This window comes from Paenibacillus roseus (assembly GCF_016424485.1).
In the GTDB taxonomy this organism is placed as follows: Bacteria; Bacillota; Bacilli; order Paenibacillales; family Paenibacillaceae; genus Paenibacillus_D; species Paenibacillus_D roseus.
Genome location: NZ_JAELUP010000020.1, coordinates 41840 through 57723, shown reverse-complemented (window position 1 = coordinate 57723; position 15884 = coordinate 41840). Strand labels below are relative to the sequence as shown.

The 15884-nt window shown below is 50.1% G+C and carries 7 protein-coding genes and 1 pseudogene; all 8 read right to left on the bottom strand.

Going from position 1 to position 15884, the window contains the following annotated elements:
- Positions 1-32: 32 nt before the first annotated feature.
- Complete coding sequence (locus JFN88_RS07465; protein ID WP_199018701.1) at positions 33-2402, bottom strand: glycoside hydrolase family 95 protein; 2370 nt, start codon at positions 2400-2402, stop codon at positions 33-35.
- Between the two features lie 137 nt (positions 2403-2539).
- Positions 2540-4150, bottom strand: a complete 1611-nt coding sequence (locus JFN88_RS07460) for an extracellular solute-binding protein (RefSeq protein ID WP_199018700.1) — start codon at positions 4148-4150, stop codon at positions 2540-2542.
- A gap of 59 nt (positions 4151-4209) precedes the next feature.
- Positions 4210-5082, bottom strand: a complete 873-nt coding sequence (locus tag JFN88_RS07455; protein ID WP_199018699.1) for a carbohydrate ABC transporter permease — start codon at positions 5080-5082, stop codon at positions 4210-4212.
- Entirely contained in the window at positions 5079-6017 is a 939-nt protein-coding gene (locus JFN88_RS07450; RefSeq protein ID WP_233167538.1) for an ABC transporter permease, read from the bottom strand. The genes JFN88_RS07455 and JFN88_RS07450 overlap by 4 nt, the downstream gene beginning before the upstream one ends.
- A 190-nt stretch (positions 6018-6207) precedes the next feature.
- On the bottom strand, positions 6208-7641 hold the full coding sequence (locus JFN88_RS07445) for a response regulator (RefSeq protein WP_199018697.1): 1434 nt from the start codon (positions 7639-7641) through the stop codon (positions 6208-6210).
- Positions 7634-9394 (bottom strand): sensor histidine kinase, encoded by a 1761-nt coding sequence (locus JFN88_RS07440; protein WP_199018696.1) that lies wholly within the window; start codon positions 9392-9394, stop codon positions 7634-7636. Before JFN88_RS07440 ends, JFN88_RS07445 begins: the two co-directional genes overlap by 8 nt.
- Positions 9395-10341: 947 nt before the next feature.
- Entirely contained in the window at positions 10342-13977 is a 3636-nt protein-coding gene (locus tag JFN88_RS07435) for a leucine-rich repeat protein (RefSeq protein WP_199018695.1), read from the bottom strand.
- Positions 13978-14691: 714 nt separating this feature from the next.
- Positions 14692-15858: pseudogene (locus JFN88_RS07430) on the bottom strand (IS701 family transposase).
- Positions 15859-15884: the final 26 nt, after the last annotated feature.

Here is a 15884-nt window from a genome sequence, read left to right as displayed (position 1 = left end):
ATTTCCGAGTATTGAACTGTGCTGACTGTAACTCACACCACCGCCAGGACATAAGTCTTTCCCTTCTCAACTTGGAAACGGACCAGCCCTTCTTCTACTTGAAGGGGAATCGGTTCACCCTCCGCAAGGATGTTGATTTGCTGACTTAGCTTTATTTTACAAGTCTGATTCCGATTCGACAAGATCGCTGCCCCCGTTAGTTGTCCTGATTTCCATTCCAGCTCCACCTCATATCCCCCGCGCGCACGCAGTCCTGTCACCTTTCCGCAAAACCATCGATCCGGCAAAGCCGGCAATAATTCCAGAAAGCCTTGATGAGATTGAAGAAGCATCTCGGCTACTCCTGATGTAGCGGCGAAATTGCCGTCGATTTGGAAAGGAGGATGCGCATCAAACAGATTCGCGTATACGCCGCCCCGCTGAGTATTCTGAGGCTCATCCCCGTCGATCAAGGTTAACAGGTTCGAAATCAATTTTTCCGCGCGATTGCCGTCCTTGAAGCGTGCCCACAGTCCGATTTTCCAGCCGAGGCTCCATCCTGTCCCCCCATCGCCCCTCAATTCAAGCGAGGTCTTGGCGGCATTAAAAAGGGAGGGGCTTGCTTGCTCCGAAATGAGTCGCCCCGGGTAAACGCCCACAAGATGAGACACATGGCGATGATGCTCATCTTCGTCCCTGAAATCTTTGAACCATTCCTGAAGCTGACCTTGACTGCCGATTTGCAGCGGCATTAATTTCTCGGAAGCCTCCGATAGCGTTTGGACGAATGCTTCATCCGTCCGTAACTGAATTGCCGCCAGTCGGCAATTCATGAACAATTCCCCGATCAGGCTTATATCCATGGTCGTGGCGGCGCTTATCGCATATGTCTCATCCGCTATGCGAAATTTATGCTCGGGAGAGGTGGAAGGCGCGGTAATCAACCAGCCCTCCTTATTCTCGTATAACCAATCCAGACAGAAGAGAGCCGCTTCCTTCATGACAGGATAAGCCGTATCCCGCAAAAACGTTTCGTCGCCGCTAAACGCATAATGCTCCCACAGGTGCTGTGTGAGCCACACGCCGCCCATCGGCCAGAGCGCCCATACCGGATCTCCGTGTCCATAGTCGCCGACCGGTGACGTTTGGCCCCATATGTCCGAGTTGTGGTGAGCAACCCAGCCTCTTGCCCCATAGTTGATTTGCGCGGTCTTCTTGCCATTGGCAGCCAAGCGCCTTATAAATTCAATCAACGGTTCATGAAGCTCCGGCAAATTGCAGGATTCTGCAGGCCAATAGTTCATTTCCGTATTAATGTTCAAGGTGTAGTTGCTGCTCCATGGCGCTCGCGTTTCCTCGTTCCATATGCCTTGAAGGTTCGCTGGCTGTGTCCCCGGACGCGAGCTGGCAATCATCAAGTATCTGCCGAATTGAAACAGCAGCTCCACCAGCCCGAGGTCATCGCTGCCGTATTTGGCAATGCGATCAGGCGTAGGGATATCCAGCGGCGTTTTGCGATCTCCGAGCTGCAAAGAAACCCGATTAAATAATTCGGCATGATCCGCAAGATGATCCTTGCGAATTTCTTCATAACGCTTACTCAGTACCGCCTCGATCACCCTGGCTGTATATTTATCCGGCGGATTCTGTTTGTTGCTCGCTCTCAAGACGGCATCGAACGAGGTCGCCGCGCTGAAATACAATGTCGCGGTTGTCGCACCATGAACGCGAACCCCGTTCGTATCCGCAATGATCGCGCCATTCTCATGGGATACCGCCAACCGGCCATGAAATTGTAACGCGCTTGAGTGCTCCGGGTCTCCATACCGAACCGGATCATCCACATCGTAATACGGCGGGGATATCTGTTCAGGCGCGGTACCCGAAACGATGAATTGGTCGAACTGAACGAAAGATTCATACCTCAGCGAACCTTCCAAAGAAGCAAGGAAACTTAGCGCCCCCGGCTTGCTGGACGATAATCTGACGACGATGCATTTATCCGGGAAGGATGCGAATATTTCTCGCGTGTATTGAATTTCACCGATGCGATAAACGACCGAAATAACCCCCGTCGTGAGGTCGAGCCTTCGTTCATAATCGCTATAGACGTTTCCATGATCCATTTTCAATCGCAGGTCGCCGAAGGGAAGATAAGATTGCGTGTAGGGTCCCATCATTTCTTTTCCAAGCAGATCGGCTTCTGCATACCTTTCGCCTTCGATGCTTTCCCTCATTCGAGACAAAACCTCGTTTGCTACCTGGTTGTTCCAGTTCTTTGGATTGCCCGACCAAAGCGTGTCCTCATTCAAAGCGATCCGTTCCTTCTCCACGCCGCCAAAAATCATGCCGCCTAAATTTCCGTTTCCGATCGGAAGCGCTTCTGTCCAGAATCGGGCAGGTGAACGAAATTGTATGAACATCGAAATAAGCCATTCCTCCAATCTCAATCCTATCGACCTACAGGTCGCGGTTCGTACAATGGAAGAAGCTTCGCCTCCACCGTTAAGATGGCGTAGAAGCTTCTTCGTGCTGTCGGCTTGCAGTTCATCCAACTCGATTATTGGATGCCCTGTTTAGCCGCCTCTGCGTTGACTTCCTTGATTGCGTCTTGCACGCCTTTCGAGTCGTAGCCCTTGAGAATGTTTTTCCAAACGGTTATCGGGTCCCCTTTTTCGAGAATGACCTTAACGATATCATCGGAAATTTTCAGCGAGCCCAGTTTATCCTTTGCAGGCGTGGAAAGAAGGAACACATTGAAATCAATCGGCGTAGGCGTATCTTCACTTTTGAATTTATTGTACGTATCGATTTGATCTTGCTGCAAGGCGGCCATCTCGCTGTTGCGGCTCACAACTTGCTTGCCCGTGTAGAGGAATCCGTTGTTCCAAGTGCCCAGGAAGGCTAGATTTTTGGTAATCGGATACTTTTCACCCAGCGATTCGTTGTCCTTCAGCAGCGATACCGATTTGCCGTTATCGATCTTGTAATCGACGTTTTCGATGCCGTTCGCCATTAGACCTGCAAATTCTTCGGAGGCCAAATAATCCATCAGCTTCAACGCGCGTTCGAATTTTTCGTCGCTGAGCGAGCTTGGGAAGTAGGTTTCCGACCAGTATGGCGTTTCCACGAACGTATAACGCTTGCCATCTGCCGCAGGCCAAATATTCATGTAGCCAATCGCATTCGATGCGCTCACGCCTGGATTTGCTTTCGTGAAGGATGCCAATTTGTCATCCGTCATCGTCCCTAATCCGAATACCGCAAAGCTCTGCCCGGCCAAAAATTTCGAGACGCCGTCGGCATCCTTCTGGATCGCGATGTCCTTGTCCAGAATCCCATCGGTATAAAGCGAACGAAGCTGCTCAATGCCGGTATAGGCCTTCTCGGATGCAAAGGCAGGAATCCACTTGTCGTTCTCTTTGACCCACGTTTTGATATTCGTCAGCTCGGGGAAGCTTCCCAAAAATAGCGTCAGCAAGTAGCTCTGGTTGTTGGTCGACAATCCGATAATGCCCGGGTGCTGCTTCATCACCGCTTGGGTCATCTTCACGAAATCGTCGAAGCTTTCCGGCTCCGAGGTAAATCCGGCTTGTGCCGCCCAATCCTTCCGATAGCGAATGGGGCGATCCAGCACCCAGTCACTGGAGTCGTCGTAGCTCATTCTGGGAATCATGTAGAACTTGCCGTTGACTTTAAGCGGTTGGACAGACGGTAAAGAGAAGATTTTCTGCAAATTTGGATAGGCGCTCAAATCGTCGGGTATTGCTTTAATGACGCCTTGCTTCGCCCATGTCGTATACAGTCCCGGGTTGTCCGTAGCTAGCGAATTGACGAAAATATCCGGCAGTTGGCTAGAAGCCGCCCACACTTTGGCTTTATCCTGCCAATCGTTCCATGTCACCTGAACCGGCTTGATCTTTACATTAAATTTCGCCGTTAAGTCGTTATAGATCGTATCGTTCTTCGCGTTCGGATTGTCGAAGCCAGTTTGAATATCCCAAGCTGCGACACTCAACTCCAAATTGCTGTCCGTTGTGGAGCTGCTGGCAGACGAATTGGACGAGCCTGCGGCTGAATTCGTATCCCTGTCTTTGCCGCAACCCCCAAGCACGATACCGGCGATTAGCAAAAGCGCGACCCCCGTCATTGCTGTTCGTTTCAAGTTCATCCTGTAACCCTCCCTGTCATTTATAGCACAATTTATAATAACGGCCAAAGCCCTTATTATTATCCCTTGACGGAACCGATCATAATTCCGGCATTGAAATACTTTTGCACGAAAGGATAAACCAACAAAATAGGTACTGCGGATACGACTATCATGGCCGACTTAACGGAATCCGCGTACACATTCTGAACGCCTGCCGCCAGTTGGGAGCCGGTCGTGCTGTTCATCGTTTGGCTTAAATTCGTGATGGCGTCGCGCAGCACAAGCTGTAGCGGCTGCAAGCTTGTATTGTTGATGAACAGCATGGGCAGCCACCATTCGTTCCAGCGATCGACCGCATAGAACAAAGTGATCGTCGCCATAATGGGCAAGGACACCGGCACGACAATGCGAACCAGGATGCTCAAGTCGTTCGCCCCATCGATTTTGGCCGACTCTTCAAGCGCGGGACTGATCGTGCTGAAGAAGTTCTTCATTAGAATCAAATAGAACGCATTTACCGCGGTCGGCAAAATCATTACGAGCAGGTTGTTTTGCAAGTGAAGTCCCTGTATCGTCAAATAGTAAGGAATCAGTCCGCCTGAAAAAAACATCGTGAAGATGACCAACGTAAAGATAACATTCCGCCCTGGCATCGTCTTCTTGGACAAGGCATACGCACCCGCTGTCGTGACCGCCATGTTCACCATGGTGCCGAGAACGGTAACGACAATCGATATAAGGAGGCCGTTCGTCACTTTCCCTTGCAGAAAAATGTAGCGATAGGCGGAAATATCGAACGATTTCGGAAAGATCAGAACCCCCGCCGACTTCTTGTCTAATATCGTAGAGAACGAGAGCACGAGCGTCTGATAAAATGGGAATACCGCTACAACCGCCAATAGCCCCAACACCAGCGAGATGACGATATTCGAAATCGATATTCGCTTCAATATAACCCCTCCTCCTTCAAGCCATGCTTCACGATAAAGTTGGCGCCGAACAGCAACGCGAAATTGATAACCGATTTCAGAAGACCAACGGTCGTCGAGAATCCGAAGCCCGTAGCGTCCGTAAAAGCACTCCGGTAAACGAAAGTGTCGATGATATCGCTGCGTTGATAAACCGCAGGGTTATATAAATTAAAAATTTGATCAAATCCGCCGTTCATAACTCCACCGACGGCTAGAATCAGCAGAATAGCTGCCGTATTGCGAAGCACCGGCCATGTAATCGCCTTTATTTGCTGAAAACGGTTGGCACCGTCGATAGACGCCGCTTCATAAAGCTCTGGATTGATCCCTGCGATGGCCGCCAAATAAATAATTGCCGACCACCCCGCCTCCTTCCAAATATTCGACGCGAACAATAGCCCCAGAAAGCTGCCGTTGTTGAACAGAATTGTATTCTTGCCCATGCCGAATGCTTCCAGCAGTTGATTGAGAACGCCTTGATCGCTAAGCAGGCTCGTGATGATGCCGCTCAGAACAACCCAGCTAATAAAATGCGGGAACGTGAAGACCGTCTGATAGATCCGCTTCAATCCAGAGCTTCTCATTTCGTTTAGCAAGATCGCCAGCAGGATCGGCATCGGAAATTCGATAAGCAGACGCCCGAAGCTGATCAATAGCGTGTTATTGAAGGCAGTCTTGAAATCCGGGCTACCAAACACTTCATGGAAATTCTGAAACTGGTTCCACGGGCTGTGCAAAATCCCCAGCGAATAATTGAATTCCTTAAAAGCAAGAACCACGCCGTACATCGGGACGTAGGCAAATATCAGGTAGAAGAGAACCATTGGCAAAACCATCAAATAAAAATACTTATGCCTGCGTACCCCTGCTCCCCATGATCGCTTGCCGTTTTTGTATCGCAATGCGTTCTGCAAACCTCTCACCTCCATGCTCTTCTTCGTAATCCCATTATAAAGTAAGCGTTTTCAAAAGGGCATGGCGTTCAATTAGTTTGTTTTTGTCTTCCCGTGCGATTTTTCGCCAGAAATGACCCTGCCTATGGTCGAGATCTAACTGGGAAACAAGAGATCGATGTGAAAATACAAAAAAATCGGCCCCCGTTGCTCAGGAGCCGATTGAGAAGTGACTCGGACGATGTTCATTACGATAAGATTTTGGAGGGACGCCCCTCGTTTTTTTGAACAATTTGCTGAAATAAAAGTAATCTTTGTATCCGACCTGTTCGGCAATTTCATTAATCGGGATCGAGGTCGTTCTCAACAGCGCGGTAGCCCGCTCCATTCGCAGACCGTTCAAATACTCCGTAAACGTTTTGTCCAGTTCTTTTCTGAACAATTGAGAGATGTAATTCGCGTTTAAACTGAACATTTTACTTATACCTTGAATCGTAATATCCTCGCCGAAATGTCCATCGAGGTAGTTTAAAACCGCGGTCAACGTCTGATTGCGTCCGGGCTGCGCGTTGAAGCGGTGCTCGGCTTGCTCCTCCACGAACAATCGTTTGAGATAAGCGACCATTTCTCTAACGTCCTCGAAAAGATCCGCCAACTGATCAAAAGAATACAAGTATAAATCAGCCGTATCCCAGCCCCATCGGCATAGATGCGAAATGCAATCGTTGTATAGCAACATCGCATGCCGAATATCGTACTGTCCGTTCGCAAATGAGGGAAGCATCTCATCCAGCCGCGTCAGATAAGCCATCCGATTGCATTCGGACGACAGGCTCGGGATTGCCGCCTTCCGATCGCCTGAATCAGGCAGCTCCCTAAATAAGTGCGGGTCTACTGCCGTAAAATAGTGATAAGCGCCAAGCTCTGCCTCAACAATGGCATGATTCATTCCGTTCAGATCAGCAAACGGTCTGCTGAATCCGATTCCCTTTGAAATACCGGAATCACCGGAGCATAACAAGGGCTGTAATTCGTCGGCGACTCTGTCTGCCATCACGTACAGGAATTTTCGGTAACCAATGCGCAAGGCGAGACAAGACATATTGGGGCTTGACTGCTTCTCCCGTTTCACCGAAAGCATGAGCCGCAGTTTATCCGCCCCCGGTCGGACAATGCCCGCGAAGTATAATTGGCGCATAAATCTGTCGTTCGCATCTGGCGTATCGCTGTCGATCAAGTCGAGCATATCCTCTTCCGGCAACGAGCGGGCGGCATCCAATTCCTTTTTAATCCGATGAAGATAACCTGTAATTTCCATTTCATCAAACGGCTTCAGGCAATAACCGAATACACCATTCTGGATCGCTTTCTGCGCCAGAGCAAATTCCGCGAGTCCGCTGACCACGATAAATTTGGCGGATATGCCGTCATCTTTCAGACGCTTGATCAATTCCAAGCCATTCATGCCAGGCATCCGAATATCGGAAAAAATCACGTCCGGCATATGACGGCGCACCTCTCGAATGGCTTCTTCCCCGCTTTGTGCATAACCGACGACTTGAAAGCCACAGCTTTCCCAATCAACGCTGGCTTTCAGACTTTTAATGACCAGTTCCTCATCGTCCACAATAATAACGTTATACATTGCGCTCACCCCCGATCGGCAATTTGAGCAAGACACGCGTTCCGCAGCCGATATTGCTCGTAATCCAGATTCCGTACGCTTCCCCGTATTTGATGCGGAGCCTGTCGTGTACATTCATCAATCCAATGCTGGATTCGGACGACCGGTCATCCCGCTCCGACCTCTGCATTTCAAGTGATTTGTTAATGTCCTCCAGCCGTTCGGCGTGCATTCCGCTCCCGTTGTCTTGCACGGATAAATATAAATTATCCCCTTCCGTATAGCTTTTAATCACCAACAAGCCGTTGCGCTCGAGAGGCTCGATGCCATGATTGATGGCATTTTCCACGATCGGCTGTAGAATCATTTTGGGAATTGCGCAGTCTAAAGAGGCTGCGCTAAAGTCGTATTCCACTTGCAAACGTTCTCCGAATCGGATTTGTTGAATATATACGTAGTTCTTAATGATTGTTAACTCGCGATCAAGCGATACTGTCTCCGACCCCTTAATGCTGAAACGGAAAAACAACGCAAGCGCTTTAGTAAGTTCGAATATTTTAGAAGAGCCCTCGTCTGCGGCTAGCCCTTTAATCGACTCCAACGTGTTGTAAAGAAAGTGGGGATTGATTTGGCTTTGCAGGTAGGAGAGCTCCGCTTGTCGCTTAACCAGTTCGGTCTCGTAGAGCAGCTTTTTGCTGTCCAGCAAGCGTTCCGTCAACCCTTCGATTTCCGCCATCATATCGTTGAATCGCGTGGCCATAATGATCATTTCCGCATATCCGTCCACTTCGATTCTTTTGCGGAGGTGATTTTTTTGGCCCATACGCACTTCGCTCATCAGCATCATCAGCTTCTTCAACGGCTGCAAAATATTGTTGATGACGAACAGCAGCGGAATGATCAAGAACCCGATCGCAATCGCGACCATGAATAGCTGCTGTTTGCGAATGTCGTTGAGTCCCTGCAGCAGAACATGATTCGGCATCGCGATGACGATTTCGCCGCCAAAATCCGGGATCGGTTCCCTTTTGATCAAATATTGTTCATTCCCATCCAATAATTCCGCTTTCGACAGTCTGCCTCCTATTGAGAGGGATTTATCGTTTGTATAGAAGACGCGTCCGTTGCGATCGGTCATGTAAATCGTCGCCCGATTGGACAAATCGATGGAGTCGCCGTTGCCGAAAAGCGCGCCGACATCGAACGCGACGAGGACGGTTCCCAGTTCGTTCTCGCCCTTGGTGAAATCCGTCGTAGAGTAGATCTTCGCCCCGGCAATGAGCACCCATTTAGTTGCGTTCGCGATCGTAAGCTCTTGAAGTCCATCAAAGTAGTACAGAACCTTCTCCGGGATATCCTGCGCGATTCCCGCCAATTGATCTGTATCCGCCTTCATGTTAAAGTAGCTTCCATTCTTGCCCACAAGCGCGATATCCAGGATACCTTCCTTCATCCCCCGCATGTCCGACAAGTAGCTTTTTAGTTGATTATACGCCTCTAATCGCTCCACGGGATCAGTGACGTTCAAATAGTTCTGAACAGTTTGTTCATTGTAAGCGACCGTATCGATAATTTTCTTGATATCGTTGCTATTCGAAGATAGGGACTGATTCTGCTGGGAAATGATCCCCTGCATGTAATTGCTGTTATTCTCCTTGATCACCTCAACGGCGCGAAAATAATTGGCCGCCATGATCGAGACCATGACAAGGACGATCAGCGAGAGCAGCAATAACAATTGCGTCGTAATGGGAAGTTTTTTGAAGTAGGACATGAACCCGCTCCCCCCTTCTTCGCATGTCAAAAAGCCCCCAGATTAATTCTATCCATTATCATGGGGCTTGTACATGGCTTAAAATTAGCAATTAAACAAACAGCCGCTAGCCTCCAGGTTCGTAACCCTGCAATAGTGGCAGGAATTGAAGTCTACGCCTTTGCCTCTCGAATTTCCTGTATTCCTGCCCGAACAACATGGATACTGTTCACTTTGCCAATCGTCTGCCACAGCCAGCTTGAACCTGTACCGCTGTTGTTATTATTGCCACTTGTGCTTACATAAATAAGTAGTTCCTGCTGCGTACAATGGCAAGTGTTGTGAAAAACAAACAGGTTGAACAAGATGGCTGCCGCTAAAAAAATTCTTGCATAACCTATACTCCCTCTTGTTTATTGGATAAACCGCTGAGCGGGTTATCCTTTACACTACCTATCATCGAGCTCTTAACGAAATACTTCTGTGTATCACGGTTTGTTTAACGATTGTTTACCTCATTAACTTCTTTAAATCGTTTTCTTGTATTCTTGAAGCGCGACGTCGTTTCATTAAAAATAAAAGCCCCAGCCCAAAGAATTCCTTGGCTGAAGCTGCTTGATTACCACCCTGTTTAAATTAATACTGTACTTGCCCTAATCACTTCAAAATTTTTGCTTCCACCCCACCGCTCACATTGGGCGGCACTGGCGGCGCAACTCGTTTTTTCCTACCGATGGCGCCTTCCCAGCCTTGCTCAGTAAATTTTTCGAACGTTATACACGGTATTGACTTGAACGGATCAGCCTGGCCTGTTTTCATCCGCTCCCAATAAGATTTGTGCTCTTCTAATCGCCCGGGCAGAGGCTTTTCCCTTAGAAATAAAGCTGCGTAAACTAGCTTGTTCTTGCATCGTCAAACGGACTAGATTTTTAATGGGTTGCATCTATGAATTCTTCTTTTTGGAACTACTAATCGATAAAATGCACGTATTGCAGGAACCTCTTCAGCATAACCGCTGCCTGCGCCCTCGTTGCATACTCTGTCGGCGCGAAGCGTCCGTCTTCAATCCCTTTTATAATGCCGACTTCCGATGCTTGGACTACCGCCGCTTTCGCCCATGAAGAAATGGAGTCTCGATCCGTGAAAGCGGCCAGGCGGCCGCCCTCTTGCCCATCGCCACCACTTCCATGTCCGGTGAAGGTTAAGGCACGGCCGATCACTACGGCCATTTGCTCGCGGGTAATCGGGTCGTTAGGCGCAAAACGGCCGCCACCGATGCCGCTCACCAACCCGCTCGCCACTGCCGCATCAACCGCAGACGCATACCATGCGGACGCAGGGACATCCGCAAAACGGGCACCGCCCTCGCTCTCCTTCACGGACAGCCCCAGCCCGCGAATGAGTAAGGCTGTGAATTCCGCTCGAGTAATGGTTCCCACTGGTCCGAAACGGTCGGCCGCCACACCGTTCACCAGCAGCTTGGACGCCAGATGCTCCACATCCGCCTTCGCCCAGTATCCGTTTAAGTCGACGAACTTTCGGGCCTGCACATCTACGACTGTATACAAGCTGTTATGTGGCACGTTCAGAATTGCTTCCGTTGTGCCGTCTGGACCGATGTCCAGTTGTGCCGGAACAAAAACGATGGTTCCGTTTGCCGGGATATACTGAACGGCAACCAGGTTACGGTTCGTTTTCTCTCCGTCCAATTTAATGGTCCGGATCATGTACGATCCGCCGAAGTCGCGTACCTCCAACGTTTGTCCGTTTGCTTCCGCCGCCACCTTGTAGTCGATGACGTCGGCGAATACAGCAAAACCTTGGGAAACGCCAATCCGGTCGATCTCCTGTCGAACATCCTCTCCGGCCTGCTCCTGAAGGATGCTCACGGTCAAATCCGATACTTCCGCGTCGAGACGCTTCGCCAAACTGGTCAGATCGATGGCGCTTATCCGCAATTGATAGCTGGAGTTGTTCAGCCTCACCTCGATAATCGCATTCGGATAATCTTTGGCCATATCCGCGATCCAGTCAGCCGGAAAACGTGCCTGTACCGCTTGCTCCGCATTGTCGATTTCAATGCTGACAAACGGTTCTTTCACATCTTTCAGGAGTTCCAGCACTCGCTTCCTCGTACGTTCGGAGAGGATGACCTGTTCGATCACCGTGCCGTCCGAACGCGTGACCTGTTTGATGTCGGTTGGACCGACAAGAACAGTAATCCCAGCACCCTGATTCATCTTCACGGTCGTCTCCAATGTGATCGGTCGATCACCGACATTCGACGAAGACGGTGTTGAGATGCCGGTGAGGGTAATAGCTTTCACTGCTTCATTGCCTGCTTCGTCTCGGGCATATACGGTATAGTCGCCGTTGGCAGCTATGGTGAATTGACGCGCGGCCAAAATATCGGTTCCTTCCGTTCCGCCGGCAAAATCAGCCTCGCTAAGGCTTCCAGGCAACCAACGTAGCTTCGTCAGTGCATTACCCACAGCTACTCCGTACACGCTTGCCGTCACGCTGATCGTTTTACGTGCCAAACCGTTCGGTGCAACCGTCAGGGTAACATCGGGCGGTATCGCCACAATACGTATTCCGCTGGTGTCCGGTACTTTGTACGTCAGCGAAGCGGGGGATCCACCGGAGGAGCGAACGATGTTTGCGCCGTTCGGGAGCTCCAACGCGACGGCAACTTCAATACCGTCCACATCCGCGAGGCCGGCCGGAACTTCGTATTCGAAAGTGAGTTCCGTCAATGCCGTGCCGCGAGCTCCCGTATACGAGGCATATACCGTCTGAGTGACGGAATCGTCTCCGACCATAATCGGAACGGCCGGTGTCCCGGTCACGGTTACTTCGTATCCGTAAAATACGGTAAAGCGAAGCTTGTCGCTCGTGCCGTACAAATCATTAGCCGAGGCGGTTAGCACCAACTCTACCCAAGCGGCTTTGAATTCTGCCAGAGCATTGCTCAAACTGGCAGCGGCCTCATCTAATAGAATCTGAGATTGGTTTTCCGCATCGTCGGCAATAGCCTGCGCCGCATCTATCGCGGTCTGCAGGGCAGCGCGGTCGTCTGCCGACGTCTGCCCCACGTTGACGCCTTCCGGATGATCCGTTAACGCTTGCTGCGCCGCCGCGATCGCCGCGACCAGCGCCGTCGGATTGCCCGGCTGAACAACAGCCGCAGTAAAGACTTCTACCGCTGATTCTAACTGGTTAACGGTAGTATCCAATTGATCCTGTGTGTAATGGCTCGCATTATCGAGAATCTGCTGCGCAGTTCCGATGGCAGTTCCCAGTGCGCTGCGAGTTTCCGCCGACGTCTGCCCTACATTGACGCCTTGCGGATGATCCGTCAACGCTTGCTGCGCCGCCGTGATCGCCGCGACCAGCGCCGTCGGATTGCCCGGCTGAACAACAGCGGCAGTAAAGACTTCTACCGCTGATTCTAACTGGTTAACGGCAGTATCCAATTGATCCTGTGTGTAATGGCTTGCGTTATCGAGAATCTGCTGCGCAGTTCCGATGGCAGTTCCAAGTGAAGTGCGAGTTTCCGCCGACGTATGCCCTACGTTGACGCCTTGCGGATGATCCGTCAACGCTTGCTGCGCCGCCGCGATCGCCGCGACCAGCGCCGCGGTATTGCCAGCCTGGACAATTTGCGCATTGAATGCCGCGATTGAAGAGGTCAGTGGGGTTGTGGCGTCAGCCAGGTCGGAGGCGACGGTGGCATTCCCGATTTCGTCGATAAAAAGCTTGGCTGCGTCATAGGCTGCAGACAAGTCGTTGTAGGCATTCGCCGGCACTTGTCCTACATCTGTGCCCGGCAGGTGACTTTTCAACAACGACTTGGCGCTAGCGACCGTTTGAAACAACCCCGTTCCGTCCACAAACGCATGTCCGTTGCTCGCCGCATAAGCGGCTGCGGGAGAATTCGCAATTCCAAATATTTTCAGATTGCCCGGATTACCCGCAAATACGCTTGTCCCAAAAGTTGTTGCATTGCCTAACACCGTTACGCTTGTCAAGCTGTTATTATAGAATGAGCTACTGGCGACATTCGTTACACCGGCCGGGATGACCAGTTTCGTAATGTGATTGGTGTCGAAAGCCCCACCATTAATCGTCTTCAGATTTTCCGATAATTTAATCGATGTCAAACTATTCATATAAAATGAATAGTTGCCGATAGTCGTCACACTGTCCGGAAAAACGACGGTTGTAAGCGAATTGTTTTCGAATGCGCTGGAGCCGATCGTTAACAAGCTGTCAGGAAGGTCTATTGAAGTGAGGCTAGTATAACGGAATCCATACGTTTGTATTACCTTCACACTGTTCGGAATCACGACGCTCGTAATTTTAGGTTTGCCCGTACCGTACGTATCAAATGCTGATCTCCCAATCTCGGTTACAGTCGTCCCTTCGTACGTAGCGGGAATAACCACATTCAGATCCGTGCCCCCGTAGTTCGCAACCGTTGCACCGTTGGAACCGACTGTAAAAGTAAAGTCGTTCTCGGCTGCATATACAGGTCGAATCTGCGAGAATGAAGTCCCGAACGCAAATAATGCAATTAATAGGCATATAACTGTATTTTTCATGATTTTTCTCCTCTACCTATAAAGGTTGAAGCGGATAGGTTTCTGCGGTTTCCGCAACTGGACGACTACTACATTTCATTATAAAGACGGCCAATAAAAGAATTATGAAAGGACCAGTCAAATTCGCACAGTATCACGCCTGCGGGATTTTGACGATTTTTTGAAGTCGACTTTCGGATAATGCCGTTTTATTTTTAAGTGATATTGGAGGGTCCTTAGCATGCTTTTGGCGAACGAATGAGAGAAAAACGGAGTTGGGAGGGGTAAGACAAATTGGTGTCTTAGCGAGCCGACGTGAAGCATTTAGCAATTCGCCGCCTACTTGGCACGTCATTCATAATCAATATTGATAATAACCGATGTTAATCTGCGACATCATCGATCTCGTCGAAGATTTCTAACCATCCACCTCGGGCGGTTTTTATTATTCTTCCTTGAACTGCCGGGGCAAAAAGAAACCGCATGGAGTTGTTACACTCTCATGCGGTATTTGTGAGAAAAAGCCAGAGTTAAGGGGACAGGGTTTTTCAATTTTATAAACTCAATTATTTCCTTCTTATCATAATCATCAAGATTTCTAAAAACTTCAATCAACCTTTTCTCGAATTCATCTTCATAAGTCGTCCCATCTTCTGCAGCGACACCGGTTAACAGCCAATTTAAGTTAACATTTATAAATGAGCAAAAACGGATACAAAAAATGACAGATGCCCCTTAGGCCAGTTTGAACTGCTCACAAACGGCAAGAAAGGGGACACCGGTTCGTCCACATTCATAAATGGCTCGAAATCGGTCCTGTTGGACTTGCTTTCGGACAAGACGCAAGCCGTCACCGAACGAACGAGGTTGTTCCAAGCCGGTCGTGCAGTACAAATGGGTAAACGCAAGCAGCGCCCAAAGGCGAATAAAGGCTGTGGCCGAACGAACCTGATACGTCTCAAATCCCAGGCTGTGCTTGGACTGGCAGAAAAAGACCTCAATCGGCCATCGTTTAGCATAGTAAGCCTAAATGGTTTCCGTCCCTAAGGAAACATCGGTACACAGGAACGCGCGCAGTGCTTTTGGCTCCCCGAACGCCTGCTCCGGCCAGCACAGCAGGACAACGGCATTGTCGATTTCGTTCAACGCGCCTTCGTAGCGATACGTCCATCACGGTCACAAGGCGAACGTCTTCCTTCCGAATGTGGGCAGCAAAATTCTGAATGGAGGTGCGGATGCCTTGTGGGTAGAGAATTCGATTGGCCTTCAAGGCCCCGATTAGGTGATAACCCGCCGCCGCGTAGCTATCGATGACACGAGCGCAGGTAAACCAGGAATCGACCAACACGTACCCCCTATAGGGCGGAAGCGGCAACGTCGCTGCCATGTCGCAAACACGGTCGATTTTCGTATAGACTGTACCATCGGGCCTGGTCTTCGTTTTGTCGTAGAGATCAATGGAATGGATGAGTGAACCTGGTGGCCCCACACGACCTTGCCAAGCAGATGCGAATGATGAAAACCGGTGAGTGCCATGGGAGTCTCAGCCTGTGACGAAGGCTTGGTCTTCTGAGCAATCGTATCATCGTGGATGACGAACAGCGGCTCCGCTGTCCGTTTCGAAGCTTGCACCACTTGGCGAAGGGATTCGGTCTTCACTTTGGTTTGCAGCACGCCTTCGTCCCACTTGCCCTCGGCCAGGAAATGGCCGAGCGTCGTCCGGTGGCAATCGCTGTATTCCGCCAGGTCCACGACTTTGCCGCGAAATCCTTTCGCGGTCGCGGCAGCCATATACGTCTCGATATGTGCCAAAACCGGCTTGGAATAATAAAGCGGCAGCCGGTGATGCAACAAATAGTTGCGAAGCGTGGTATAATCGGGTACGATGGCGGTATGAGACATAGCAAGTTCTCCTTCGTGTAAAAATG